General features: G+C 51.5%; 23 protein-coding genes. 12 read left to right on the top strand and 11 right to left on the bottom strand.

Going from position 1 to position 26,691, the window contains the following annotated elements; all coding sequences use genetic code 11:
- Positions 1–50: 50 nt before the first annotated feature.
- From EHSB41UT_RS16960 to EHSB41UT_RS16975, 4 genes are all read right to left on the bottom strand, one after another.
- Entirely contained in the window at positions 51–1,451 is a 1,401-nt protein-coding gene (locus EHSB41UT_RS16960; protein WP_087112006.1) for an SLC13 family permease, read from the bottom strand.
- Positions 1,452–1,614: 163 nt separating this feature from the next.
- The gene (locus EHSB41UT_RS16965; protein ID WP_087112008.1) at positions 1,615–2,235 is read right to left on the bottom strand and encodes a LysE family translocator; all 621 of its coding nucleotides are present in this window, start codon (positions 2,233–2,235) and stop codon (positions 1,615–1,617) included.
- Between the two features lie 77 nt (positions 2,236–2,312).
- Positions 2,313–3,404 carry a hypothetical protein gene (locus EHSB41UT_RS16970; RefSeq protein ID WP_087112010.1) on the bottom strand — a complete coding sequence of 364 codons (1,092 nt, stop codon included), beginning with the start codon at positions 3,402–3,404 and terminating at the stop codon, positions 2,313–2,315.
- Positions 3,405–3,517: 113 nt separating this feature from the next.
- Positions 3,518–4,624, bottom strand: a complete 1,107-nt coding sequence (locus tag EHSB41UT_RS16975) for a hypothetical protein (protein ID WP_087112012.1) — start codon at positions 4,622–4,624, stop codon at positions 3,518–3,520.
- A 215-nt stretch (positions 4,625–4,839) separates the two neighbouring features.
- On the opposite strand from EHSB41UT_RS16975, the gene EHSB41UT_RS16980 reads away from it, so the two are divergent.
- The 8 genes from EHSB41UT_RS16980 to arsJ all read left to right on the top strand — a co-directional run bounded on the left by EHSB41UT_RS16980 (position 4,840) and on the right by arsJ (position 12,015).
- Positions 4,840–5,334 carry a phosphatase domain-containing protein gene (locus EHSB41UT_RS16980; RefSeq protein ID WP_087112015.1) on the top strand — a complete coding sequence of 165 codons (495 nt, stop codon included), beginning with the start codon at positions 4,840–4,842 and terminating at the stop codon, positions 5,332–5,334.
- A 33-nt stretch (positions 5,335–5,367) separates the two neighbouring features.
- Positions 5,368–6,414: a phosphate ABC transporter substrate-binding protein PstS gene (gene pstS / locus EHSB41UT_RS16985; RefSeq protein WP_242667349.1), complete on the top strand. Its 1,047-nt coding sequence runs from the start codon at positions 5,368–5,370 to the stop codon at positions 6,412–6,414.
- 187 nt (positions 6,415–6,601) lie between these two features.
- The gene (gene pstC, locus EHSB41UT_RS16990; protein WP_242667350.1) at positions 6,602–7,561 is read left to right on the top strand and encodes a phosphate ABC transporter permease subunit PstC; all 960 of its coding nucleotides are present in this window, start codon (positions 6,602–6,604) and stop codon (positions 7,559–7,561) included.
- 11 nt (positions 7,562–7,572) lie between these two features.
- Complete coding sequence (gene pstA, locus EHSB41UT_RS16995; RefSeq protein ID WP_087112018.1) at positions 7,573–8,415, top strand: phosphate ABC transporter permease PstA; 843 nt, start codon at positions 7,573–7,575, stop codon at positions 8,413–8,415.
- Between the two features lie 2 nt (positions 8,416–8,417).
- Positions 8,418–9,239: a phosphate ABC transporter ATP-binding protein PstB gene (gene pstB / locus EHSB41UT_RS17000; protein ID WP_242667351.1), complete on the top strand. Its 822-nt coding sequence runs from the start codon at positions 8,418–8,420 to the stop codon at positions 9,237–9,239.
- Positions 9,240–9,373: 134 nt separating this feature from the next.
- Positions 9,374–9,706 (top strand): metalloregulator ArsR/SmtB family transcription factor, encoded by a 333-nt coding sequence (locus EHSB41UT_RS17005; RefSeq protein WP_087112021.1) that lies wholly within the window; start codon positions 9,374–9,376, stop codon positions 9,704–9,706.
- Between the two features lie 39 nt (positions 9,707–9,745).
- Positions 9,746–10,759, top strand: coding sequence for an ArsJ-associated glyceraldehyde-3-phosphate dehydrogenase (locus EHSB41UT_RS17010; RefSeq protein ID WP_087112022.1), 1,014 nt, complete (start codon positions 9,746–9,748; stop codon positions 10,757–10,759).
- A 38-nt stretch (positions 10,760–10,797) separates the two neighbouring features.
- The gene (arsJ, locus tag EHSB41UT_RS17015) at positions 10,798–12,015 is read left to right on the top strand and encodes an organoarsenical effux MFS transporter ArsJ (protein WP_087112024.1); all 1,218 of its coding nucleotides are present in this window, start codon (positions 10,798–10,800) and stop codon (positions 12,013–12,015) included.
- 50 nt (positions 12,016–12,065) lie between these two features.
- On the opposite strand, the gene EHSB41UT_RS17020 is transcribed toward arsJ, so the two are convergent.
- From EHSB41UT_RS17020 to EHSB41UT_RS17045, 6 genes are all read right to left on the bottom strand, one after another.
- Entirely contained in the window at positions 12,066–12,614 is a 549-nt protein-coding gene (locus tag EHSB41UT_RS17020) for a sugar O-acetyltransferase (RefSeq protein ID WP_087112026.1), read from the bottom strand.
- Positions 12,615–12,684: 70 nt separating this feature from the next.
- Positions 12,685–13,488 (bottom strand): ABC transporter permease, encoded by an 804-nt coding sequence (locus tag EHSB41UT_RS17025; RefSeq protein ID WP_165767302.1) that lies wholly within the window; start codon positions 13,486–13,488, stop codon positions 12,685–12,687.
- Positions 13,472–14,158, bottom strand: a complete 687-nt coding sequence (locus EHSB41UT_RS17030; protein WP_165767303.1) for an ABC transporter ATP-binding protein — start codon at positions 14,156–14,158, stop codon at positions 13,472–13,474. Before EHSB41UT_RS17030 ends, EHSB41UT_RS17025 begins: the two co-directional genes overlap by 17 nt.
- A 105-nt stretch (positions 14,159–14,263) precedes the next feature.
- Positions 14,264–18,439, bottom strand: coding sequence for a hypothetical protein (locus tag EHSB41UT_RS17035; RefSeq protein ID WP_087112032.1), 4,176 nt, complete (start codon positions 18,437–18,439; stop codon positions 14,264–14,266).
- Between the two features lie 177 nt (positions 18,440–18,616).
- Positions 18,617–19,591, bottom strand: a complete 975-nt coding sequence (locus EHSB41UT_RS17040; protein WP_207626682.1) for a manganese-dependent inorganic pyrophosphatase — start codon at positions 19,589–19,591, stop codon at positions 18,617–18,619.
- The gene (locus EHSB41UT_RS17045) at positions 19,588–20,799 is read right to left on the bottom strand and encodes a glycosyltransferase (RefSeq protein WP_087112034.1); all 1,212 of its coding nucleotides are present in this window, start codon (positions 20,797–20,799) and stop codon (positions 19,588–19,590) included. Before EHSB41UT_RS17045 ends, EHSB41UT_RS17040 begins: the two co-directional genes overlap by 4 nt.
- 159 nt (positions 20,800–20,958) lie before the next feature.
- Between EHSB41UT_RS17045 and EHSB41UT_RS17050 the strand changes: the two genes are divergently transcribed.
- From EHSB41UT_RS17050 to EHSB41UT_RS17065, 4 genes are all read left to right on the top strand, one after another.
- Positions 20,959–22,467 (top strand): mannitol dehydrogenase family protein, encoded by a 1,509-nt coding sequence (locus EHSB41UT_RS17050; protein ID WP_087112036.1) that lies wholly within the window; start codon positions 20,959–20,961, stop codon positions 22,465–22,467.
- 142 nt (positions 22,468–22,609) lie between these two features.
- Entirely contained in the window at positions 22,610–23,605 is a 996-nt protein-coding gene (locus EHSB41UT_RS17055) for a TRAP transporter substrate-binding protein (protein WP_207626683.1), read from the top strand.
- A gap of 1 nt (position 23,606) precedes the next feature.
- On the top strand, positions 23,607–24,119 hold the full coding sequence (locus EHSB41UT_RS17060; protein WP_087112040.1) for a TRAP transporter small permease: 513 nt from the start codon (positions 23,607–23,609) through the stop codon (positions 24,117–24,119).
- Positions 24,119–25,423 carry a TRAP transporter large permease gene (locus EHSB41UT_RS17065; protein WP_087112042.1) on the top strand — a complete coding sequence of 435 codons (1,305 nt, stop codon included), beginning with the start codon at positions 24,119–24,121 and terminating at the stop codon, positions 25,421–25,423. Before EHSB41UT_RS17060 ends, EHSB41UT_RS17065 begins: the two co-directional genes overlap by 1 nt.
- A gap of 22 nt (positions 25,424–25,445) precedes the next feature.
- Here the strand turns inward: EHSB41UT_RS17065 and EHSB41UT_RS17070 are convergent, their stop codons facing one another.
- Positions 25,446–26,615, bottom strand: coding sequence for a dipeptidase (locus tag EHSB41UT_RS17070; RefSeq protein ID WP_087112044.1), 1,170 nt, complete (start codon positions 26,613–26,615; stop codon positions 25,446–25,448).
- Positions 26,616–26,691 lie beyond the last annotated feature (76 nt).

Raw genomic sequence — 26,691 nt, forward strand, 5'->3', positions numbered from 1 at the left:
TCAGTTCAAAATGGCATTGAACTGAGGCTTTTGTTTACACGTTTAAATTTTTAGATCGTCCAGAAGATATGGGCGATGGCATACAACACACACATGCTGAGCATATTAATAACAAAGCCCGCCTTCATCATATCCCGCTGTTTAATATAACCGGAGCCGTAAACGATAGCGTTTGGCGGCGTTGCAACCGGCAGCATAAAGGCACAGGATGCCGAGATACCGATCAGCACAGAGAGCATAACCGGGGACAGCCCCAACGCTTCGGCAATAGCGGCAAAGACCGGGACCAGCAAGGCGGCACTGGCGGTATTACTGGCAAACTCGGTCAGCATCACCACAAAGAAGATCACCACAAACACAAACAGCGCCATATGGGTGTTGCCAAAAATATCGGTGACTGTTTCTGCCAGAAAGACGGAAGTCCCTGTCGCCTTCAGTACGGCACTGAGGGTCAAACCACCACCAAACAGAATCAGCACGCCCCAATCGGTGGTCTTTTCAATCTTCTTCCAATCCACAAGTCCCAAGCCGGCCAGCAGCACCACTGCACTTAAGGCAACAATGGTATCGAACTTGGCAATACCACCCAGCGCTGAAGCAATCGGTTTGGAGAATATCCAGCAAACGACAGTGGCCATAAATACCAGCAGTGTCAGCTTACCCGCCAGATTCAGCTCGGTTTCTGCAGCCTTCACTTCACACACAATGGAAAGGTCGGGTTTGAAATAGAAGTACAGCGCCGTCAGCATGAGTGGCAGCATAATAGCGACAGTGGTCAGACCAAAGGTCAGCCAGTCGGCAAAGGTCAGGCCGGCCTGAGCCGCAGCAATGGCATTGGGCGGGCTGCCCACCAAGGTGCCGATACCGCCGATATTTGCGGAATAGGCAATCCCCAGAAGCATAAAAAGATAGGTGTTTTTGTGCTCACCAAAGTCCAGCTGGCGCAGAATCCCCAAAGCCAGTGGCAACATCATGGCTGTTGTTGCGGTGTTGCTGATCCACATCGAAAGACCGGCGGTCACAACAAAGAGCAGCGCACAGGCAATGGATAGCTTTCCTTTGGAAGCCTTGAGAACCTTCTCGGCAATTAACTTATCAATGCCCTGGGCATTCAAAGCTGCTGCCAGAACGAAGCCACCAAAGAACAGATAAATTACCGGGTTGGAAAAGTTTTCCATGGCCTGGCTGGTATTAAAGATACCGAAGCACACGGCCAGAATAGGAATGGAAATAGCAGTCACGCTTAAATGAATCGCTTCGGTCAGCCACAGGATGGCGGCAAATACCAACATGGCCAAGCCGATATTGATACCGGATTCAAAAGGAAGGAAATTAATCAGGGCAAAGAGCAGGAGAATATCAGCTCCCAGAATAATCAGATTGCGTGGTTGTAACCCACTTCCCTGTTTTTGCTGGAGAGCGGCATTGCCGGCAGTTTCGGGTGCTTGCATAAACTCACCTTATACAACTTCACTGCTGTCGTTATCCTGCTCTGAACAATGCCATTAGAGCAGGGCTTTTCGTTACTCCGCGAGTGTACGATAAGCCCTACCTTATCCAAACAATTATTTAATAATCAGTAAGTTATAGAGATACAAGTCTTGCACTTCTGACTCAGGTAAGTGCCAACCAGACGCCAACACCCATCATCAGGGTTCCGGCAACACGGTTCATTAAACGTACATTGTTGCTGCGGGAAAGGAACTTACGCAGGGTACGGCCACCGCTGGCGTAAGCCAGTAGAGACAGAAACTCGATAAACAGAATCAACGACAGCATCACAATAATTTGTGGTGCCATGGCCGTATCCGGATCAATAAACGGCGGCAGTAGTGAAATAAAGAAGGCCCAGCCTTTCGGGTTGGCGATTGCGGTAACAAACCCCTGCATAGCCAGTTCTTTCCGGCTGATACGCTCAGGAGCCTTGTTCAAATCCTGAACAGCCATCCGGCCCCTGGATTGCCAAAGCTGAACACCAATCCAGAAAAGATAAGCGCCACCCACTGTTTTAAATGCCGTAAACAGGGATGGGTACTCCAGCATAAAAGCCGCACCGCCCACCAGAACCAGCAGAGCAAGACCACCTACAGCCAAAAGCTCACCGGCCATCATCCACAGAGTTTTACGAACACCAATGGTCATACCCAGAGTCATGGATAGGGTCATACACATACCCGGAGTCACAGACACAAAAATAAATGTCGGTATAAAGACCGCCAACACAGCCAGAGTCATCGGTATTCCTGAATCCAAAGAGGGGAAAGGGATAAATTAACCCGAACAAAAAACCAGTCAATTCCTATATGCTGATTTTACTGGTTTACGGCCATATTCTGCGCAGAAATGGGCTCCATCGGGAAGCAATTCGCCGCATTGCGTGTTGTTACGCCCTCAACAAAACCGCCCCCACTTCCCTGCAGCCACTTGCCAGTACCAAGTTCAGCAAAGCAATTATTAGTACGAAACAGTGCTGCCAGCTTATCTCCCGAACATATGGCCGTGAACGGTCTGATATAGTTATCCAGCAACTGGCTTTTCTGGGCTTGCGTCTGCAGGGCCGCCTGATAGTTTGCCATCATTCGCCCCTGAGTCAGGATATCACCCGTCAGGGGAACCTGTTGCCTGGACAGTAGGCTTACATGTTCACAGGCATGATCCGCATACAGAACAAGAAAACGCCCGACCTGCCAGAACCGGATAAACAGTTGCGTATTATTGATCAGCATCAGCTGGAGGTTTTTCAGCCGGTCCATTCGCGAACGGGTTGGCTCTTTCAGTAGTTGAGTAGCCACACCACTGATTACCGGAGCACTGGCCTGATCTGCCGCCAGACTTTGGGAAAAAGATATAAAAAGTACATAAGCATGTTGTTCGATAGCATTCAGCTGCGCATCGCTCAGCTCACCACTGCCCGGAATAATTTGTTTCAGCAAGGGGGCTGATACAACTCTCACTTCAGGCTCTCTGGTTGAAATACCGACAATTTCAATCTCATTGTCTTCCTCTGAGCCTTCATCCTGCTGCACAGACTGTGGCTCAGAAGACAGTTCAACCGTACTCTCTGGCTCTGACACCCGCCGATTAGGAACAGAACTACCCGGTGAACCTGTACTTCCTAAATCGATACAAAGTCCGGAGTCCGAGGACGGGCTACGATCCCGAACCGGGGTACTTTCCTTTTTACAGTCCCGCGTACAGAGAGCCAGAGCATCGTCCAGATCCAGCTCCTCCGCAGGGTTCTCACCCTTCAGCTGAGCCCGATACGCCTCAAGGGGACTCACTGACCAGGAGCCTGATTGGCCTTTGAACTCGCAAATAACTTCTGCATCACTACTGGACTGCAGGTGATGACTGGAAAAACTAACGTTGTCTTTGAAAAGTGCTGCGCTATCGCTACGTTGCATGAGCGGTTCCCTGGCCGGAGTTATCCTTAAGGGAGCAGCTTAACCAGAGTGTTACTGTCGGTTCACTAACAGGCCTGTTAGTGAACTGGACAGTCTTAGAGGCTTATAACGCTCTAGCGGAGATAGTTGGTAATCGTATCTTTATTAGCATCGGTATAGCGGTGGCAGCTGGAGCGGAAAGGCACATGCTGCCAATAGAGGATCGTCTCACACCACCAGCCGTTATAAATAATATCCGCATTCTCATGGCGACCATTGAACATATGGCCCAGCTCGTGGGCTGCCACCTGATCATCGTCATCCGCAGCGATACCGTACTGCCCACCGACATAGGCCACACCGAGAGTTTTGTAGTTAATCATCTTCTCGGTCATCAGCAGAAACTTGGTTCTTTTATAGGAGCCACCCAGAACATTGCTGTTCTTATAGGCCTTCATCAGTTTCGCCAGCTCTTTCAGCCGCTCACTTGAATTACCTTTGTAGTTAAAGCTCTGAATGCCTTTATCCGTCCGGAAGTCCACCACGATCTCGCTGTACAGGGCATTATTCCCCTGGGCCATATGACGCTTGTTAATGGAGTCCATCTGCTTGACCCACCAGGCGAAGTGTTCATGGATCAGGCTATCAATACTCTCTTTAACATCATTGTGCTTAAACACGTAAACCCGTATAGGCTGACTGCTGCCTGAAACCGCTGCGGCACTCATTTCAGCCTGAGTAGGCTGGAACTCTTCCGGCACATCCAGTTCAGCATCAATGGCATGGCCTTCACCCTGATGATCCGCCGGATGCTCTGGCTCCATTTTCCGCTTTTCAGCCGTATTTCCAGAAAACGCCACCTCATAAATCGAACGCTTCTCATCATCGCCATGATAAGAAAGCATCATATCGTCATCATCCCAAACCATAACCAGAACCGCAGACTGGGCATTAACCTGAGCCCGGTACAGGCTGATCCCACTCGCTTCACCGTCCACAAGCACACGGGAGGGCAGAGGTTCGGTGACATTCACGATATGCTCAACACCATCAGCCTGATAACTGAACTCCGATGCCACCAGAGATCCGTCCTGGGCAGCCTGTGCATTCATGGTTGCCTTGATGCGCGCCATGATCTCACTGGCACCATCCCGCTCCAGACTCAATAACTCAGCACTGGCCAGCGGTGCGCCCAGTACCAGCAGCAATATCAGTGTTTTCAGCTTGCTTGAAATAGCCATCACATCCTCCTTGATTCTGCTGTTTTATCGGCCATAGCGCGCCTGACTTTCCCGTAAATCGACGCTGTCCTTGTCGCCTTATCCTCGACAGATCACCTAGGGAAAATCCTTAAATTTAAATATATGGTATTTCGTATATTCCTATATACGCAAAAGCATATATGTGTTTTTATACGCCCCGATGTTGAAGACAAAGACCCACTGAGAACCTTTTTATGTCTCACCCCTTTGACCAACTGCCGCTGGATACAGGTGCATCATTCCTGTTCACCCCTTGTCCGGGCACGAAAACTGAAGACCTGCAGAACTCTTTGCAGACCCTGAAAGCCGCCGGTGCCACCACTGTTGTCACTGCGCTGCCCGATGAAGATATGCAAGCTCTGAATGTGCCCGAACTGGGAAAAGCGGTTCGGGATGCCGGCCTGGACTGGTTCCATCTTCCGATAGAAGACGACGCTGCTCCAGAACAGCCATTCTTTGCCGCTTTTGAAACAGCTCTTCCACGTCTGCTGAAAAAGATCAGCGCCGGGGAAACCATCGCCATTCACTGCCGGGGTGGCGCAGGCCGCACCGGTCTTATCGCCGCCATCCTGATGCTGGAGAGCGGGATAGACATCGATCGTGTGATCGCAAAAGTCCAGGCTGTGCGCCCAGTGGCTCTGACTCCACCGGCACAGGCCGCATTTTTGAAAAGCCGTTACGGCCTTTAACGCATCAAGAACTGCACAACAGGTAAAGTACAAGTGAAATTGCTGAAGTCTGTCTTTGTCTCTTCCGTCATGCTGGCTGCCTCCGCTTTTGCTCTGGCCAACAACGACACCATCAACGGCGCGGGTTCCACCTTTGCCCATCCGCTGTATTCCAAGTGGGCTGAAGAGTTCCGCAAAGAATCCGGCATCCGGGTCAACTATCAGGCCATCGGCTCCGGCGGCGGTATTCGTCAGATCACCGCTAAAACTGTCGATTTTGGTGCCAGTGATGCACCTCTGACCGATGACAAGCTGAATAGAGAAGGTCTGATTCAGTTCCCTACGGCCATGGGTGCTATTGTGCCCGTGGTCAATATTCCGGGTGTTGCACCGGGTGCAATGAAGCTGACTGGCAAGGTGCTGGCAGACATATATCTGGGCAATATCAAGAAGTGGAATGACGAACGTATCACCGCTCTCAACCCGGGCCTGAACATCCCGGGTCAGCCGATCTATGTCGTACACCGTTCCGACGGTTCCGGCACCACCTTCACCTTTACCGACTACCTGAGCCGTGTGAATGAGCAGTGGAAAAACGAGATCGGCGTAAACACAGATATCACCTGGCCGCGCAAAGCCACCACCATTGGTGGTAACGGTAATGCCGGTGTCGCCAGCTTTGTTCGCCGCACCCGTGGTGCCATTGGTTATGTCGAATACGCCTACGCCAAACAGAACAGCCTGACTCACACACAGCTGGCCAGCGCTGAAGGCACCTTCCTGCAGCCATCCATGGAAACCTTTCAGGCGGCTGCAGCCAATGCGGACTGGGCCAACACCAGCAACTTCTACCTGCTGCTGAACAATCAGCCGGGTGCTAACTCCTGGCCGATCACTGCTGCAACTTTCATCCTGCTGCACAAGGATCAGGCGGATGCAGCAAAGACCAAAAGCATGCTCGACTTCTTTGAGTGGAGCTATGCCCAGGGTGACCAGCACGCTATCGCTCTGGATTACATCCCGATGCCGGAAAACGTCAGCGTCATGGTGGCAGACTCCCTGCGCCAGCTGACTGTTAACGGACAGCCAGTCTCTCAATAATCGCATGAGTGGGCAGATAGTGACTTGCTGTTTCCAAAGGTCAGGGATGGCCGACTAGGCCAATAGTTGCTCCTGCACTATTGGCACTTCCGCCATCCCTAGCGGTCGCGCAATTGGGCAGGGACTGACCACTGGCGCGGGAAACAGCAAGTCACCATCTGGCACATTTTAACTTCAGTGAAACCCTGTGTTTCAAAAACACAGCATCCTGAGCAAAGGCTTTATGCTTTCGACAACCAATGCACGCGCAGTGGATGGTGATTCAATCTTCCAACGATTGAGCTTCTCCAGCGCAATTTTAATTTTACTGGTGCTGATCGGAATCCTGATCTCCCTGATTGACGGGGGCTGGCAGGCGCTGAGCGAATTCGGCCCGGGCTTTGTATTCAGTAATGAATGGGATCCTGTTGGCAGCCAGTTTGGTGCTGCCTCTGCCATTTACGGCACACTGGTCTCCTCGCTGATCGCGATTGTGATCGCCATTCCGGCCGGCCTTGGCACAGCCATCTTCCTGGCTGAACTGGCACCACGCTGGATCAGTAAGCCTGTAGGTATGGCTATTGAACTGCTGGCTGCCGTGCCGAGCATTATTTACGGCATGTGGGGCCTGTTTGTATTCGCGCCATGGTTCTCTGAAGGCTTCCAGTTCTGGGCGCTGGAGAATCTGGTTGGCCTGCCGGTGATCGGTGCCTGGTTTGATGGTCCACCTATCGGCATTGGTCTGCTGACAGCAGGTCTGATTCTGTCGTTTATGATTCTGCCAATCATTACCGCACTGACCCGTGATGCCCTGCAGACTATTCCAAATGTGGTGCGGGAAGCCGCTTACGGTGTGGGTGCCACACCTTTTGAAGTGATTACCCGAGTGCTGCTGCCAAGCATCCGTAATGCGGCCGTAGGCGCCGGTATTCTTGGCCTTGGTCGTGCGCTGGGTGAAACCATGGCGGTTGCCTTTGTGATTGGCGGTGCCAACCGTATTGAAACATCGTTGTTTATGCCGGCCAGCTCGATCTCTTCGACCATTGCTCAGCAATTTAACGAAGCCACCAATGAGATGCATATCTCAGCCCTGATCAGTCTGGGTCTGGTGTTGTTTGTTCTGACCTTTCTGGTGATGGGTGTTGCCCGTCTGCTGCTGAAGAAATAAGGAGCACTGGGATGTCACCAAGAAAGCTCAAAAATTATACGTTCATGGCTGCCTGCTTCGGCTGCGCCCTGTTCGGACTGGTTATTCTGGCCAGCGTTCTTTACAGCCTGATAGGTAAAGGTCTGGCCGGCTTTGGCCTGCATCTGTTTACCGAGATCACTCCAGGACCTGGCAGCAACGGTGGTTTGAAAAACGCAATTATCGGAAGCCTGATGCTGACGGCTCTAAGTATCGTTATTGCTACGCCGCTGGGTGTTCTGGCCGGAACCTGGCTGTCAGAGTCTGAGAAAAGCTCCAAGGCTGCCGAAGCCCTGCGCTTTTTGAACGGCATGCTGATGAGCGCGCCTTCCATTCTGGTAGGTCTGTTCGTCTACAAGGTGATTGTGGTGACCACCGGTGGGTTCTCCGGCTGGGCTGGCACAGTGGCTCTCGCGATTCTGGCGCTGCCAATTATCGTCAGCACCACCGAAGAGATGCTGCGTCTGGTACCAACCACCCTGAAAGAGGCAGGCAGCGGTCTGGGTGTATCCCGCTGGAGAGTCATGACCCAGCTGTGCTATCGCGCAGCCGGTCCCGGCATTATGACCGGCATCCTGCTCTCCATGGCACGTATTACCGGTGAAACAGCACCACTGTTGTTTACTGCCCTGAACAGCAACTTTATGACCACCGACATGAGCCAGCCGATGGCCAACCTGCCGGTGACAATCTATCAGTACGCCATGAGCCCTTATGAATCCTGGAACGAACTGGCCTGGGCCGGCGCACTGCTGATTACTGTTTTTATCCTGATTATCAATCTGCTGGCGACTGCTCTGCCACGTTGGATTAAAGCCCTGAGGGCCGCAAAATGAACATGCCATCTGCAACTGCTGAGAACATCGTTGATCTGTCGTCCACTGCCGGTGACATCGCGCCAACTCCGCGCATGGAAGTGAAAGACCTGAGCTTCTTTTACAACAAAGGGGCTGAAGCTTCGCTCAAGCAGATCAATATGCCGATTTACAACAACAAGGTCACCGCACTGATCGGTCCTTCCGGTTGTGGTAAATCGACTCTGCTGCGCACCTTGAACCGTATTTACGATCTGTACGGCAACCAGGCGGCTACCGGTGATATCCTGCTGGATAACGAAAGCATTCTTCGCCCGGGTGTTGATCTCAACGATCTGCGCGCCAAGGTAGGTATGGTATTCCAGAAGCCAACCCCATTCCCAATGTCGATCTACGACAACATCACCTTTGGTCTGAAGATGAAAGGCGGCCTCTCCAAGACGGATATGGACAAGCGGGTGAAAAAGGCACTGAAGCGTGCTCACCTGTGGAAAGAGGTAAAGAACAAGCTGCACGCCGATGCCAGCGGTCTGTCCGGTGGTCAGCAGCAGCGTCTTTGCATCGCCCGTACTATCGCTCTGCAGCCGGAAGTGATCCTGATGGATGAGCCGACGTCTGCACTGGACCCGATCGCTACTGTGGCTATCGAAGAGCTGATTACCGAGCTGCGCGAGAAGTACACCATCGTTATCGTGACGCACAATATGCAACAGGCGATGCGTGTTTCCGATTACACCGGTTTTATGTATCTGGGTGAACTGGTGGAGTTCGACAAGACGGAAACCATCTTCCATAACGCCAGCCACCAGAAAACCCGTGACTATATTGCCGGTGACTTTGGCTAATAACGTATCAGCAGGCAGAGGTGTCTTTAGGCACCTTCTGCCTGCAAACCTTTGTATCTATTGACAGCCCTTATTGACAGAAATTTTGCTTGTGATTACATATACGCAAATCCATATATATACATGTAAATCCTATGCTGCCACATCAGTTCTTTAAGCTGCTGTCGGATGAAACCCGACTGCGCTGCCTGCTTCTAATTGCCCGCCATGGCCCACAGCGCGTTTGTGACCTGACGGCAGCACTGGATGAATCACAGCCAAAGATTTCCCGCCATCTGGCTCAACTGCGAAATCTTGGCGTATTCCGTGATGAACGCCATGGCCAGTGGGTTGAATACAGCATTGCTGATGATATTCCAGGCTGGTGCCGCAAGGTGATTGAAGGGCTTGCCGCCTCCAACTGTCTGAAAGAGAACTATCAGTTGGATATGGACAAACTCCTCAACCAAGAGTCAGCCGAAAGCTAATCTATTCTTTTCACACTTTTGCCCCCAGGAGTGTCTTACATGTCTCGCACTATTAAAGTCGGCGTAAACGGTTTTGGTCGTATTGGTCGCCTGGCTATGCGCGCCTCCTTCGACTGGCCTGAATTCGAGTTTGTTCAGATCAATGATGTCGCCGGTGATGCAGCTACACTGGCTCACCTGCTGGAGTTTGATTCCGTTCAGGGTCGCTGGCACCACGAAGTGAGCTCCACTGAGAACGCTATCGTGATTGATGGCAAGAGCATTGCCTGCACCAAAGAGCGCGGTATTGATTCCGTTGACTGGTCCGGCTGTGACGTAGTGCTGGAATGTACCGGCAAGCACAAGGATCGTTCCTTTCTGGATCTGTACCTGAAGCAGGGTGTGAAGCGTGTTGTGGTTTCCGCACCGGTTAAAGACGACACCGTTCAAAATATTGTTGTCGGTGTAAACGACTACCTGTTTGAAGCTGACAAGCACCCGATCGTGACTGCAGCGTCCTGCACCACCAACTGTCTTGCACCAGTGGTTAAAGTGATTCACGAGAAGCTGGGTATTGAGCGTGGTTCCATGACCACCGTTCACGATATCACCAATACCCAGACCATCCTGGATGCGCCACACAAGGACCTGCGTCGCGCCCGTGCCTGCGGCATGAGCCTGATCCCGACCACTACGGGTTCCGCCAAAGCGATTACCCAGATTTTCCCGGATCTGAAAGGCCGTCTGAACGGTCACGCTATCCGTGTTCCGCTGGCCAACGCTTCTATCACCGATATGGTGTTCGACGTTGCACGTGATACTACCGCTGAGGAAGTGAACGCACTGCTGAAAGAAGCGGCTGAAGGCGAACTGAAAGGCATTCTGGGCTTTGAAGAGAAGCCGCTGGTCTCTATCGATTACAAGGGCGATCGTCGCTCTTCTATCGTAGATGCGCTCTCTACCATGGTCGTTGATAACCGCATGGTGAAGATCTACGCCTGGTACGACAACGAGATGGGTTATGCCTGTCGTACAGCCGAGCTGGCTCTGAAAGTGGCTTCCGCAGACCTGTAAGGTCTGCGGTATTCACAAGCCTTATTGAGATAGTGTGAATGAAAGCGTTGCAATCCCGGTTGGCATCTCTGGATCGTTCGATCCGTCAGTACCTGCTGATCACTTTTAACTACTGGAACTTCACCATCACCGATGGTGCCCTGCGGATGCTGGTCGTACTGCACTTCCATACGCTCGGCTATTCACCGCTGGAAGTGGCAGCTCTGTTCCTGTTTTATGAGATCTTCGGCGTAGTCACCAACCTCACCGGAGGCTGGCTGGGTGCACGGCTGGGATTGAACCGCACCATGAACATTGGCCTTGGTATGCAAATCGTCGCTCTCGGTATGCTGACCGTGCCATCCACCATGCTCACTGTGCCCTGGGTTATGGCTGCGCAGGCACTGTCCGGTATTGCCAAAGACCTGAACAAGATGAGCGGCAAAAGCTCTATCAAAATGCTGGTTAAAGATGGCAATCAGGGCACGCTCTACAAATGGATTGCCATCCTGACCGGTTCCAAGAATGCCCTGAAAGGTCTGGGCTTCTTTATTGGTGGCCTGCTGCTGAGCACTGTTGGCTTTAAATACGCCATGGTGATTATGGCTGCCGTACTGCTGGTTGTGCTGCTGCTCAGTCTGAAGATGCTGGATCAGGATATCGGCAAGGCCAAGAACAAAGCCAAGTTCTCGGAAATGTTCTCCAAAAGCGGCCCGATCAATATTCTTTCCGCCGCCCGTCTGTTTCTGTTTGGCGCACGGGATGTGTGGTTTGTTATTGCTCTGCCTATTTATCTGGGAGCGACCTTCGGCTGGGCCAGCTCAGAGGTTGGTGGCTTTATGGCGACCTGGGTGATCGGCTACGGTTTTATCCAGAGTATCGCCCCCAAAGTCACCGGCAAGAACAGTGATGGTCGCTCGGCTATGGTTTGGGCTGCAGCTCTGGCGATTATTACGGCGGCTGTCGCTTATGGCGTACAGACCGGCTGGCATCCACAGGCTGTGATTGTTATCGGTCTGATGATCTTCGGTGCTCTGTTTGCCATCAATTCGTCTCTGCACTCCTATCTGATCGTTGCCTATGCCCGAGAAGATGGCGTGTCTCTGGATGTTGGCTTCTACTACATGGCAAACGCTATGGGCCGACTGCTGGGAACAGTGCTGTCCGGCTGGATCTTTGAGCTGTACGGGCTGGATATGTGCCTGTGGATATCCGCTGCGTTTATTGCTTTGGCAGCAGTGATTTCGATTGGCCTGCCGAGAGTGCAGCAAGCCTGAACAAACAAAACAGGTCGGATGAAATGATTCCGGCCTGTTTTGTTTAAGCCTCAAGCGACCGTCTTAATCACCCGACACGGGTTACCCACAGCCACACTATTCGCCGGAATAGATTTATTCACTACACTACCGGCGCCGATCACGCAGTTATCTCCAATTTCAACGCCCGGCAAAATAGAGACATTGCCGCCAATCCAGACATTGTTACCAATGGATACCGGCTTACCGAACTCCACACTCATACGTTCTACCGGATCGACTGGGTGGCCTCCCGCAGAGATCATAACGTGAGGGCCAATCAGAATATTATCGCCAAACGTGACCGGACATACGTCAACGATCGTCAGGTTGTGGTTTGCGTAGAAGTTACTGCCCAAGGTGATGTTATAGCCATAGTCGCAAAAGAAATTCGGCTCCATATGCGCTTTGTCTTTTATCACCAACAACTCACCCAGAATCGCCATACGTTCGTCCGGTTTAGCCGGATCAGCATGGTTAAACCGATGACACACAACTTTTGCATGCGTCCGTTCATTGAGCAGGGTCTCTTCCCAGGCATCATAGGGGAGCCCGGCGAGCATCTTTTCTTTTTCAGTCATTCAGGAAACAGCTTTAACTTTCAGAAAGGCGTGCCAGCTGAGCAGCTGGCACGATGTAAACAGAATTCGGTCAGGATGGTTCTGGCTTAAAGATACTTTTATCAATCAAGCCTTCAGGGGTATAAGCCACCCGCAGGCACAGCATTAGATTCAAAGAGATGGCGACAACAATGGCCATAAAGATCGCGGCCATAATGGCTATCTGGTACTTCGCAGCCACCAGCGGCAGAGCCCCGCCCAGCATCTGGCCAGTCATCATCCCCGGCAGGGACACAATCCCCAGTGTCGCCATATTGCCAAGGTTGGGGGCAATCGAAGAGCGCATGGCTTTCTGGAAAGCCGGTTCGGAGGCTTCACGAACCGTAGCGCCCTGCAACAGATCAGCCATAAAGGCATTCTCGTTGTTCTTCAGTTCGGTAAAGTAAGCATCCAGAGCCCGGATGTTCCCCTGCAGACAGTTACCCAGCACCATTCCAGCAATCGGGATTAAGTAACGGGCATCCACCAGCGAGCTGTCGGGTATCAGTATCCACAGGAACAGGCCCACCATCAGAATCACAGCAATCATCAGGCTGAGCTGGGTCACCCAGAACATCCTTGAAACCACCAATCCGGAACGGCGCACAATATGGGTATTGGCAACGGTGATCATCACCATCAGCCATCCAATATTTAGAAATACATTATCAAGACGGAACAGATATCTCAGATAAAAACCCACCAGCAACAGCTGGACAGTCATTCGCAATACACTGACGATCGTGTCTTTACTCAGATCAACCATTCGCCAGCGCCAGAAGAACAGGCAGGGAATTCCCAGCAGTGACAGAAACAGCGCCAGATTCAACAGTCCGATATCAGCCGTAGTGGACATGTCGTTCCTCCTGAGCCACAACACGACCATGGTAAATGGTCACCTGTCGGCTGCAATGGTTGATCCAGCGAGCATCATGGGAAACAGAGATAATGGTGCGAGGCTTAAAATCCGAGTTTTCATTCAGCAACAGTTCGACTGCAGACTGCGCAGCTTCATCATCCAGCGCTGATGTTGGTTCATCTGCAATCAGAATTTCAGGCTCCAGCAGCAGGGCGCGAATGATATTAATCCGCTGTCGCTGACCACCCGACAGGTTCTGCATCGGCTTATCAAGCAGCTCATGAGCCATGCCTAAACGAGTGAGCAGCGCATACATGGCCTCTTCAGGAAAGATCCGATCTTTATAAACAGAAAACTGAAACGGGCGCATCAACACCTGTCTGGCAATGGCACGACCAAAAGAAGACTCCTGCCCGATATAACCACAGTGGCTGCGAATGTCCGGCAGCATGGCGGGAGTCACCTCTTCTCCCTTATAAAGATAACGACCACTCTGCCAGGGCAAGCCACCCAGCAACAGTTTTAGCGATGAACTCTTGCCACAACCGGAAGGCCCGGTAACCACAAGGCTTTCTCCACGATTAACCGTCAGGGTGAGCTGATCGAGGATGTGTTCCGTCCCTAGGGAGGCGGAAATATCGGCTAGTTCAAAAAGAGGTGACGTCACGCGGCTATCTGACCGATTTATTTTATCAATGTCTGATCACCACAATACTCGTCTTCAAGGCAGGTTTCATTGCTCTGCGATAACGGAATTTACCTACCACGCATTTCAATGCAGTTCTGCAACGGCAGCCTTAGAGCTGGTGTCAGACTCATGAAGGGTAACCTTCTCGTCTAACTGTTTGATATACCCAGCCTCTTCAATGTTTCTGGCAACCCACTTCACTCCTCGTAGTGAACACCCCTGAAAACTCTCATGCAGCAGCCTTTCTCCGGCATGAAGTTCAATTCCCTCGAAGTTGAGAGTTTCCCCCATAACCGCTCCAGGATTTTGTTTAAGAAATTTCTTCACATTACCGATGTCGCGTATATGGATCAAAAGCATTCGACGTGACCAGCGTTTTATAGCCACTGTATTCAACATATGGCACAGGATCAGATCTGAAACATAGCTGCTATCCAGCTGTAGCTGGGCATAGGGACAGATCCGTTCGATACTCTCGAACCGCTTCTCATGCATCAGTATTCCCAGTATTTCTGCATTCCTCAGTGTTGCCAGTGCAATCGCGCGTTCCTGCATACAATGCCCGGAGTCATCCACGGATGCTCCGGCTTTTGTCTGACAACAGATGAACAATGACTTCATCAGTTTTTTCTGACCGTCATTACATTCAACATCACAAAACCGGAATGTGTTCCCTTTAAAAGAATCAAAGTTCAGTTCACAGTTGAGTTCGCTAATTTCACAATTGATAAACTCGCAATTCTCAAATGTTTTACCCTGCATTTGCTTGCTCTCGAAACACTGACCTTTAAATGTTTCATTCTGATGTGTAGCGCCAGAGGCCCGCGTACGATTCGCTCCAAAAGAAATTATGCTGCTAAACATTCGTCCATCTGGTGCACTGGCAATCTTCGACTGGAGCGCTGTCAGATTACGTCGTTCTTTGTCATTCGTCAGATGAAGAGACTCGACCTCTTCCATGGAGATAAACGGCAAGATAACTTCATTACGTGGGTGGCTGGCGAGTCGCGCCCAGGCTTTCGGACCGGGAGGTATCGCATAAATATGCTGGGCGCCCGTACACTGACTGCCATAAAGGTCTTTGGTCAGGGCTGTTACATCTGTTCTTAATAGCGTGTCAGGTTTGATAACCAGATTGGGCTTACTCCAGATACTCAGAACCCCAGCATCCGTCACACGGAGAAACACACATTGCCCTCCCCCTGAAGCCATATCTTCTTTGTGCGAGGTCGAGTGACTGGTCGAAATACCCATTCTCTTCCGATCAACGAGAGAAGCCAGATTGCCACCACAATGAAACAGGGCACCCACAATATTTTCCGTTGCTCCTTTGGAACTGGCAAAGTTCAGGGTATGGTGGGCAATCAGATTCTCTTTTAACTCCCCCTGTTTAGTACGCTTATCATCGGCCTCAATTGGCCGGTAAAAAACACAATGGCCCGAAAGAATTCGGTGATTCTGTTCCCAGCGAGGCATAGTCTGCCAGCCTAACTCATTACATAACCAGCATTCTCGCTCAGCGAGATCAGGCTTCCTGCCCAAAGCGTCTTTATAACTCTCTTCTTTGAAAGTAAGCCGATAACAACGAATCAATGAGTCAAGGTAAAGTGTCTGTATGTCATCGCTATCGGGGCGCCGAGTATCAATACCTAATGCCTGCAGTGCATCGACCAGCTTTTGGGATACATCTTTATGCAGACCTTGCGTTCTTATTCTTAAAATACCCTCCATAGCCCGATTCTCCGGGGAGTTATCACCAAACCAGGCGATCTCAACATCAGGATCACTTTCTGCAACACCTTGAGGCATTAGCTGATAATGATAAGGAGCAAGGGTCGTTCTGTCAGAATTCTCCCAGGCACGACCGAAACGCAGCGTGCGCGCCGAGGCATTGGATGGCGATACCTTTTCACAGTGTGATGAGTCAGGGTCTGTATCCACCTCCCAACCTTCCGGGATACTCAACTCAGAGGTCTGCCAGACAGAATAAGGAAGATCACACCTCTCTCCATCGCCCCAGGACAGATTGGCTGATAGTACGGCCTGTAATTCCTGCAAATACGAGATCTTTGTTTGAAAGGTCTCCAGATACTTTGAATACTGATCCGGCAGCATTGCGGCACAGTGCTCATACCAATCCAGAAGGCGCTGAGTCACACTCATCGCATGCACAATCTTGAATCGTACCTCCGGAGTCAGAAACTGCTCGTCTCGTACATTTGCGATCAGGGCTTTTAATTCCTTAAGCTCTTTGTAAGGGTGGAGCGGTAGGCCTAACTGCTGATTTAAGCGTCTGTTAGCCTCAGTATTAAGGCGGACCCAGCTCTCTGTGACCGGCTGATTATTGTGATCCTGGTAGTGGAAGAGTCTTAGGTCACCACCCACGATATCTCGTCCTGAGACTGGCAAGGAATAGCCATCAACACCTGCTGCTTCAATAGCCCCCTGTTCTGCCTGCGTAACCCGTGATGGACAACATTCAGGAAAGCGTCGGGCCAGATAGGCCAAACGATCATGCAGAACCCTGTTGAGATGCGCTTGATCCAGAGGCAGATCTGGCCCATACGCAGCTACAAGCCGACTGATCTGTGAACCCTCAACGGCCAGTAACTCTTTAACGACACCTTTCACCACGTCAGGATCCAGGTGCTGAAAGACATTTACGGCATTGTGATAGGCAGGCTTAACAGATGGATCAATGGTGCTATCAACTCTGGGATCCTCACAATTCAGCAAGGTATCCAGCTCATAGACAACACCGGTGAAACAATTTTCTTTCCGTTTGGATGCTCCCGGCGCACCAAACTCACCCGCCTCCCCCCAATCCAGCGGTACCAGATTCCCCTGTTCATCCACGAGGGTGTTATCAAAGGAGTAACCAACAATATCAACATTGCCCAGTACAGCCGCTACCAGATATAACCGTGCCAGCTGTTTGGGGTCAGCATTTCCCAAGGCTTCACGATCAACTCTCAGCCCATTAACCCAGCGGGAAGCCACGAACGTACGTCCCTTTTCCCGTATAAGTCTGGTTTCCGGAACATACAATCCCAGCTCCCGGGCAAGGTTCGCCATCAAGACTTCATTGCGGGCTGATTCCGGATTGACCGGCTCCTTAATGTAATAGTCTGCCCCGGTACCCGCATCGTGGTATCGACCAGCAAAGCCGGTGTCATAGCTGTACCCTTTATGGCCCTCCTTCTTATCCAGCATTGTGGGCCGAAGAATAATATGCTCAGGAGGAACACCTGCGCTCTGGCAATAAAGCTCATACAACTCCGGAGCATAAACTTTCAAATGCCCCAGCTGGAATGCCATTACATTGCTGGAAAATTCATACGCTGTCTTTTGTGCGGTATTCAGATAGCCAGAAAGTTTAAAGTCATCCAGCTCCTGAAAACCTGTTGCCTGATTCACAATCCTGGTGCCACTCCCCAGATCCCCTTGGTAGGCGATAACCGCGCGAACCTGACTCGAAAGCTGATATAAGAGTTGCTGGATAGCTGGATCGTTCTGAGCATCTTGAAACAAATCCAGATAGCTCATATCGAATGAACGACATTCCGGAACCCTCATGATCTCCAGACAGTCAGCATCATGAATCAGTTTCTCAACCAGCGTCTTATTGCCATTCACAGCACCATCCTTGTTGATAATGGCTCGCCGACATTCAGCAGCCAGCTCAGACGGGCACCCCATGGACAGCAGAAAGTCCTCGCAGTTTTCACCGCTGGATTTCTCCCACTCCGGAGTATCCACCCCCTCTCCCTTGCGACCAGAGTCATGCAGCATGGCCGCAATCATCACGTAGGGCAGATAGTCACCGCGAAAGGCCAGAGCTTCCGGATCTTCCATTCCCTTACGAATAGAGAGCAATACTGCAACCCAGACAGCGGCACGGCATTGATGAATAGCGCCATGAATCGGGCGAGCAATCTTATCGGGCTGACGGCTTTCTCCGGGCAGTGGGGCATGGTGAAAGCGGTTTACCAGCGACTGAGTTATCTCAAAGAAACGAGGGTCTGAAGGCTGATAGAGCGGTAGAGCCGACTCCTGCTGCAGCTTCGGAATTTTCAGGGAGAAGGTTTTCGCCTTTCGATGAATAATCGGATGCTTTGTCGGCCGGTAGGCAGAAGTACCGACACGTGTTCTTTTGCTATCCGGCTCAGAGATATCTGTATCAAAGTTGAGTCGCTTACTTCGCCTTTCTCTATAGGGTTCATCTACGAAAAGCTGTCGCGATTCTGAGCGGATTTCCATATCACTGACCTGCTGCTATTTATAAATATTCAGCAGTTTTTGATAAGGAAAAGCTTTAGCGGTTCAGAAATAGCTTTGCGATCTGACTCTTGGGTTAGAAACATTTTTTACTGTCAGGCAAAGTAAAGTTGACGCTTCCACAGGAAGCGAAAGCGTCAGAAGGGGCGTTGGGAGGAATCAGGCGCCCAGCACGGTCTGCAGCCAAGGCCAGCCCTGCTTCTTACGGCTCAGGGTGTTTTCCATCTCAACGATGTTGGTTTCAGAAGCGTGCTCTGCCAGCATGTTGCTCCACTCGCCCTGGAACAGCAGCTTGGTGACGGAGGTGGAGATATTGGTCACCATCAGCGCAGCCAGCTTCAACTCACCAGATGCACAACGGCCTGCCAGTTCTTCCTGCAGGGCTTCGATCTTGTCAGTGACCTGATCAAAGCTGGCGATCTCGATCTGACCAACTACAACGAAATCGTCTTTTACCGGGAATTTCTTCAGATCACGGTCAACCAGACTCGCAATGCTCAGACCATTCAGATTGGTCTTCACCAGCATCAGCTCTTCGCAGAAGGCTTCCAGATCCAGACCGGCGATCTTGGCCAATGCTTCAGCAGCAATCACATCCTTCTCGGTGCAGGTCGGGGAACGGAAAGCGACAGTATCACTGCAAATCGCGCCCAGCATCAAAACCGCGTTGGCACGGGAGATCTCGATGTTCTCCATGACAAACAGGTTGTACAGGATGGTGCTGCAGCAGCCTACCGGCCAGATCCAGGCTTCCAGTGGATTGGCGGTAATCAGATCACCCAGGCGGTGATGGTCGATTACACCCACCACTTCCGCATCTTCAATGCCCTTTGGCGCCTGGGAGAGGTCAGTGAAGTCCACCAGCCATACCTGCTGACCAGCTACGGTTTCACAGATTGCAGGAGCCGCTACGCCGGCCTGCTCCAGAATGAACGCGCTTTCACCGGTCGGCTCACCCTGAGCCAGGGCAACAGTATCGTAACCACGGGCCGCTTTCAGCCACTCAGCGGCCACCAGCGCGCTGCAGATACTGTCGGAATCGGGATTGGTGTGTCCTACAACCTGAATCATCGTACTCTTCACATCAAGACAGAGATAAACCGTCGAGAGTACCGCACGATGAAATTCGATCAATCAGCATTAACCGCCTGTTTGACCTGCAGCCAATGATCAATCAGCACCAGGCAGCGGCGCAGCGGGAAAGGAGAAACTGTAAGTTTCTCTACCACCTGTTCGGCCTGGTCTGAGTAGTAACGAAGATTATGGAGCATGCTGTGCAGCTGCTCTTCAAACTGGTGGGGTTCAACAGATAATGAAGTGCCTGTCTGCTGGCACCGTCTGGCAATCAGCTGCTGCTCAAGATTCAGAGGAACGTGCAATTGTGGAACACCTGCCTGCAGGCAAAGCGCCGTTAATTCATGACCACCATGACTGATAACAAGATCCGTCCCGAGTAAAACCGCATGCATGTCGGCGGGCTCGGTTAATAATCTTATCTCATGGCGACAGATGTACTGCTCGCGCAGCGAGTGCGCCATATCCTTCACATAAACCTCACCATAAACACCCAGTGACGACAAAACCTGTAACTGGCTTTCCAGCCATGGCGTTTGCTTCAGGTAAGCAAAGAAATGTGGCATTCCACACGATTGAAGCGGCGGGGCGTTATAGCTTTGGCTATTAAATCGAGGCGGGGGAGGCTGAACACCGTGATAACAAACCTGCTCTCGGTGGCCAAGATGATCCAGCTCCGGCCAGGTCATCAGGAACACTTCATCGACATCGTATATCTGCCCCAGCCATTCAAGCGGTGAAAGCCCGAGTTGTTCCAGTGTCTGATTACACCAGCCCAGTATCTGCCACTCAGACTGCAGAACATCGTTCAGGGAAATATCACCGTGCAGCACAGGCAAAGGGGAAGTGGGTGCCGGGCAAGTAAAGCCATCGCCATAATTAATGCGGGGGATATCCCAATCCCGGGAAACCATCAACGCAGTTGGCGCATGGTCAGCAATTAAAAGATCAGGGCTCAACTCGGCCAGTAAATAAAACCAATCTCTGACCAGGCAGCCCAGAATCTCCGGATCACCATAACCCACATTAAACAGGACATGCACATAAGCCGGTGTCTGGGCCAGTGAGCCCGGCAGCTCTTCCTGAATATGAGGCGCCTGATAGATAGCAATGGGAAGATGGCGGAAGTGCACACGGGCCAGCTCAGCATCCCGGGCAACAAGCGAAACCCGGTAACCGGCATCAAGCAGCTCCTGCGCCAGAGAAAGCAGTCGGTTCAGGTGCCCAAAACCGCCCCCCAGTTCCCAGGCCAGAACTATATGTGCCATAAAACCCGATGAGCCATAAGCCAGTTTTTATATTGCTTGTATTGTTTGTGTTGGTTTTATACACCGCTATTTATGGCATAGACCGGCACCAGATACAAAATCCGGCAGTTTTACTGAACTCTTCTACTTTGAAGCGAATGACTTCAATATGGATGCCGTATGGAAACCCAAGCCCATAAATTGCTGAACCGGGAAACCGCAGAGCACTCAAAAACCATACGCAAAACCAAAACCTACGATCTTCCGCTGCAACCTGGCATTGTCCATCTGGGCCTTGGTGCATTTCATCGTGCCCATCAGGCTTTAATCACCGATGAGACCATGGCTTCAACCGATGACGAACAGTGGGGCATTGTTGCCGCCAATATCCGCAGCGGAGCCCGGCTGGTTGAGCAGTTAAAGCAGCAGGATCATCTGTTTACCGTAACCGAAACCAGCAAAGAACACGGCCTGCAGTGCCGGCTAATCAGCAGTCTGGTCGAGACCCACTTTGCCGGTGCCGATGAGCCCAACAACCATAACCACCAGCGGTTGTTGGCGACTATGGCCTTGCCAGATATCCGCATCGTCTCACTGACCATTACCGAGAAAGGCTACGGGCTGAATCCGGCCACCGGTGAACTACTGGATGATCATCCGCTGATTCACCACGATCTTCACAACCCTGACAGCCCGCGCTCTGCCATTGGTTTAATTGTGGCAGCCCTCTCCTTGCGCAAACGTAACGACCTCCACCCTTTTACGGTACTGAGCTGCGATAACATTCCGGATAACGGCTCCCGTACCCGGCAGGCTGTGCTGCAGATGGCCGAGCGGCTGGATAAAGATCTGGCGAGCTGGATTCATCAATATGGCGCATTCCCTTCCACCATGGTGGATCGCATTGTTCCAGCAATAACAGATGAAGACCTTAACAACGTGGAGCAAAACACAGGCCTGCGCGATAACTGCGCCATTGTCTGTGAGTCCTTTAAGCAGTGGGTGATCGAAGATAACTTTGTCGGCGGAGAGAACGGCCGGCCGGACTGGGACTGTATTGACGGTGTGCAGTTTGTTGAGGATGTCCGCCCCTGGGAGGAGATGAAACTGCGCATGCTTAACGGCGCCCATTCCTTTATCGCCTATACCGGCCTGCTGGCGGGCTATCAAACTGTAGCGGAAGTGATGGAGGATCAGACTTTTGCTGATGCAGCAAAGCACGTCATGGTCGAAGCGGCTCCCACTTTGGTGATGCCCGACGGAGCTGACCTTGCAGACTATGCCGATAGCTTGATCACCCGTTTTCAGAATCCGCATCTGGCCCACAAAACCACGCAGATTGCCTCTGATGGTTCACAGAAGATCCCCCAACGCTGGCTTAATACTGTTCGCTGGCATCTGGCTCATGGCAGTGATTTTTCATTGATTGCGGCTGGCATTGCCGCCTGGATATCCTGCATGAGCACAATGGAGATCACTGATCCAATGGCAACACAGCTCAGGGAAATTGCGGCACAACATACGGGGAATATCTCAGAACTAACTAAGGCATTTATTGCCTGCAGCGATATCTTTGGTGAAGACCTCTCCCATAACATTCAGTTTATTGAGACTGTCGTTCAATCTGCTGAACAGCTCCACCAGCAGGGCATCAAAACTCTTTTGCATTCTCTGATTGAGAAAACCTGACAGCCAACTGTTTCCTGTCTACTTTCCATGACAAATTTAAACCTGACACCATTGCCGGGCTTCAATGAAAACCGACAGGACGTTCTCTGAATCAGACCCATGTTCCAACTCCCCCACCTATAAATACCGGGGTGGGCTCTATGTGTTCCTTTATATTTGCGCGATTGTTCTTGTTGCTCTGATTCTGAATCAGGATATTCACGCTGCAGAAATACCATCGTCAGAAAAACCCAAAGTTCTAAAGCTGGCTCACAACCTTCATCAAACCCATCCGGTACATCTGGCCTTTATTGCCATGCGGGACAAACTCAATACGCTTTCCGAAGGCCGGTTGAAAATGAAGGTGTACCCCGCCGGACAGATGGGTTCATCCACAGAAATTCTTCAAATGCTGCAGATTGGCGCACTGGATATGGCCAAGGGCAGCGCCAGTGATCTGGAAACCTTTGAATCCTCCTTCTCCCTATTCAACCTGCCGTTCCTGTTTGAAGATGAACAGCATTTTGATGCGGTATTGAATGGCGAAGTTGGCCGCACAGTAATGCAAAAGACCCGCGCTCTTGGTTTTTTCTGTATGACCTCCTATGTCGCCGGTTATCGAAGCTTTTATGCCAAAAAGCCGATTCACACACCTGCTGATTTAAAAGGTATGAAAGTGCGAGTTCAGGTCAGTCCCATGAATCTGGAAATGGTTCGGTTGATGGGTGGTTCGGCAACATCCATGTCATTCGGTGAGGTGTATACCGCTCTACAACAGGGCGTGGTTGATGTAGCGGAGAACAATGAATCGTCATGGGTGGAAACCCGGCATATTGAAGTCACTCCCTATTTCTCTGAAACCAGGCACCTCTCGTTACCGGACTTCCTCACTGTTTCCACCCAATCATGGAACCGGCTTAGCCCACAGGAACAAATATGGCTGCAGGAAGCAGCTGACTATTCTGCACGGTTGCAGCGAGAGAACTGGCATAAGAGTACCGATGAAGCCCGGGAAAAGGCTCTGGCCAGTGGCGGAAAAATGATCACCGTTGACCGGGAAGCATTCCGTCAGAGTGTGACACCGCTTTATGAGCAGTTCCGATCCAAAGATGACCAGCGAGAGCTGCTGGAACAAACCCTTCTGCTAAAGAGGGCATGATATGAGCCAGCAGCCAGACGATTCACCATCAGGATACCGAATAAAATGCTGGCTGGATCGTTCACTGGCCGTACTTATCAGCCTGAATATGCTGGCTTTGGTGCTGGTTGTACTCTGGCAGATCATCAGCCGCTATTGCGCCATTCCCAGCACCTTTACCGACGAACTGGCCTGCCTGCAAATGACCTGTGTTGCTCTGCTGGGTGGCGCCTATACCTTTGGGCAAAAACGACATCTGGCGATTGATATTCTCTACGGCATGGCAACCGGGAGATTAAAGCAGGGGCTGGATATTCTGATTCAAACCGGTGTCTTTCTGTTTGCTGCCATCGTACTTGTTTACGGTGGCAGTCAGCTGACCCTGATTGTTATGCAGAGTGGCCAAATATCACCGGCGCTGGGTATTCCGGTCAGTTATCTGTACGGACTACTGCCGCTGTCGGGACTGTTTATCTGCGGTTATAGCCTGCTGTTCCTATTGCTCCCTGAGCCCACCAACGGAACCGATCGCTAATGGAAACCTTCGCTCTTGGCGTACTGTTTACCGTTTTTATGGCCTTTATCTTTCTGGGCATGCCGGTTTCCTTTGCCATCGGCAGTGCAGCACTTTTAGCCCTGCTTACTCTTTTTAATTTCGATACAGCGGCCATGGTGGTCGCCATGAAGATACAGAATGGTCTGGGCAGCTTTGCCCTACTGGCTATTCCCTTTTTTATACTGGCCGGAGCTTTGATGAATCGGGGCGGGATTGCCCGAAGGCTGGTTAATCTGGCTCAGGTTATTGCCGGGCAGCTGCCTGGATCACTGGCACATGTGAACATTGTCGCCAATATGATGTTCGGGTCGATCTCCGGCTCTGCTGTTGCCTCTGCGGCAGCTGTGGGATCAGTGATGTCACCGGAACAGAGAAAGGCCGGTTATGATCCTGCCTACTCGGCAGCGATCAATGCCTCATCCTGCCCAACCGGTCTGCTGATTCCTCCCAGCAACACCATGATTATCTATTCGCTGAGCAGCGGTGGTGTCTCCGTTGCGGCCCTGTTCCTGGCCGGCTATCTGCCTGGAATACTGATGGGGCTTTCAGTGATGTGCGTGGCCGCGATTGTCGCCATGCGCAACAACTATCCTCGTCGGGCAGCCCCCAGTCTGAAAGAGGTCGGTAAAGTCACTCTTGATGCCCTGCCCAGCCTGTTTTTGATTGTTCTGGTGATTGGCGGCATTACCGCAGGCCTGTTTACTGCGACCGAAGCCTCCGCAATCGCTGTAGCCTACGCCTTCTTCCTGTCTGTGATCTGTTATCGGGAGATTCCCCTGAAAGAGATTCCGGATGTGCTGCTCGAATCGGCAGTCACTTCCTCTGTGGCCTTATTGTTGATTGCCTTTTCAGCCAGCATGTCCTGGGTGATGGTGAATGCCGACCTGTTTGAGCTGGTGTCGGAGACACTCACGCAATTCTCCAGCAACCCAATCGTTATCATGCTGATTATTAATATTATTCTACTGATCGTTGGTGCGTTTATGGATATGACACCGGCCGTCCTGATCTGCACGCCGGTGTTTCTGCCGATTGTCACCGCACTGGGAATCAGCCCGCTGCACTTTGGCATAGTGATGATCTTTAACCTGTGTATCGGGTTAATTACACCACCGGTAGGAAATGCTTTATTCGTAAGTTGTTCCGTCAGCGGGCTGAGAATCCATGAGATCATTCGCCCCATGATTCCCATGTACGCCATGCTGTTTATCGCGCTGCTGCTGGTGACTTATATTCCTGATATCTCACTCTTCCTGCCCCGCCTGTTTGGGCTTGCGCCCTGACAGACGGCGCAGGTTATACAAGTTAGCTCTTCGGCAGCCACTTGATCAGGAAGTCACGCAGGTTTTCACCCATCACTTTTCTGATCTCACGCTCAGATAAACCTTCCGCAACAAGCGCGTCAGTGAGAGCTGGCAGCTCAGATACATCAATACCGGTTCTCACTGAGCCATCAAAATCGGTTCCCAGAGCAACATGGTCTTCGCCAACAACGGAGATGCCGTACTTGATCATTTTGGCGATACCGGCAGGCGTGTGATCACAAATCGCATCTTCCCAGAAGCCAACACCGATAAGACCATCTGCGGCAGCAATCTGCTTCATCAGGTCATCAGAGATATTACGTGGAGACTCACACAAGCCGTTGAAGCCCGTATGGGAGAGCACGACCGGACGGGAAGCCGCAGCCAGCGTATCCAGAACCACCTGCGGTGAAGAGTGGGCCACATCGACAATAATGCTCTTCTCTTCCATCAGGTTCACCGCAGCGCGCCCAAAGTCCGAAAGCCCGGCATTAGACGTTCCGTGAAGAGAGCCGCCCAGTTTGTTATCGAAGAAGTGCTGCAGCCCCATCATCCGATAACCGGCATCGTACAGTTTCTGGATATTGGCCAGCTTGCCATCCAGAGCATGGGAACCTTCTGTGGCCAGAATTGCCGCCAACTGCTGGCTGCCTTGAGCACGTTTACCAAGCACCTCCTGCAGATCACCAGAGGTACGCACAACGCGAACTTCTTCAGGTACCTGTTCCTGCAGCTTGTGCAGTTTTTCAGACTGATAGAGTGCCCGCTCGCTCAAGCTCATCCAGGTACGGGTAGGCCAGGCCTGGGCAACAGCCAGCAGCGTAATATTGTCACGGGCTTCGGTGGCGTTGCTTTCGTAATTCTGCCCGGCCGGAGACTTGGTCACCGCAGGGAAAATCTGGATCGCCACATTACCTTCACGCAGACGGGGAAGGTCGGCATGGCCGATGGTCGATTCTTTGCGCAGATCACGGCTCCACAACAGGCTGTCGGTATGCAGATCAGCAACCAGCAGCTTTTTATGCAGATCAGCCGCAATATCGGAAACGGGATAAGGCTCATGCTCATCCACAAGGTTATGCCGGCGTTCAATTTCCGGTGGCAGCAGCCACAGCGCCAGCAATGTCAGAATGACAAGAATCGGTAGTCCGGTACTGATAATCCGTTTCATCTTATTTTTCTTTTTGGTTTGGGGTTGTACAGCATTGTAAAGCCTTTCGGAAACGCACAAAAGCAGCCCGGTCAGT

Origin of the sequence: Parendozoicomonas haliclonae, assembly GCF_900174585.1 — a bacterium.
Taxonomy (GTDB): domain Bacteria; phylum Pseudomonadota; class Gammaproteobacteria; order Pseudomonadales; family Endozoicomonadaceae; genus Sansalvadorimonas; species Sansalvadorimonas haliclonae.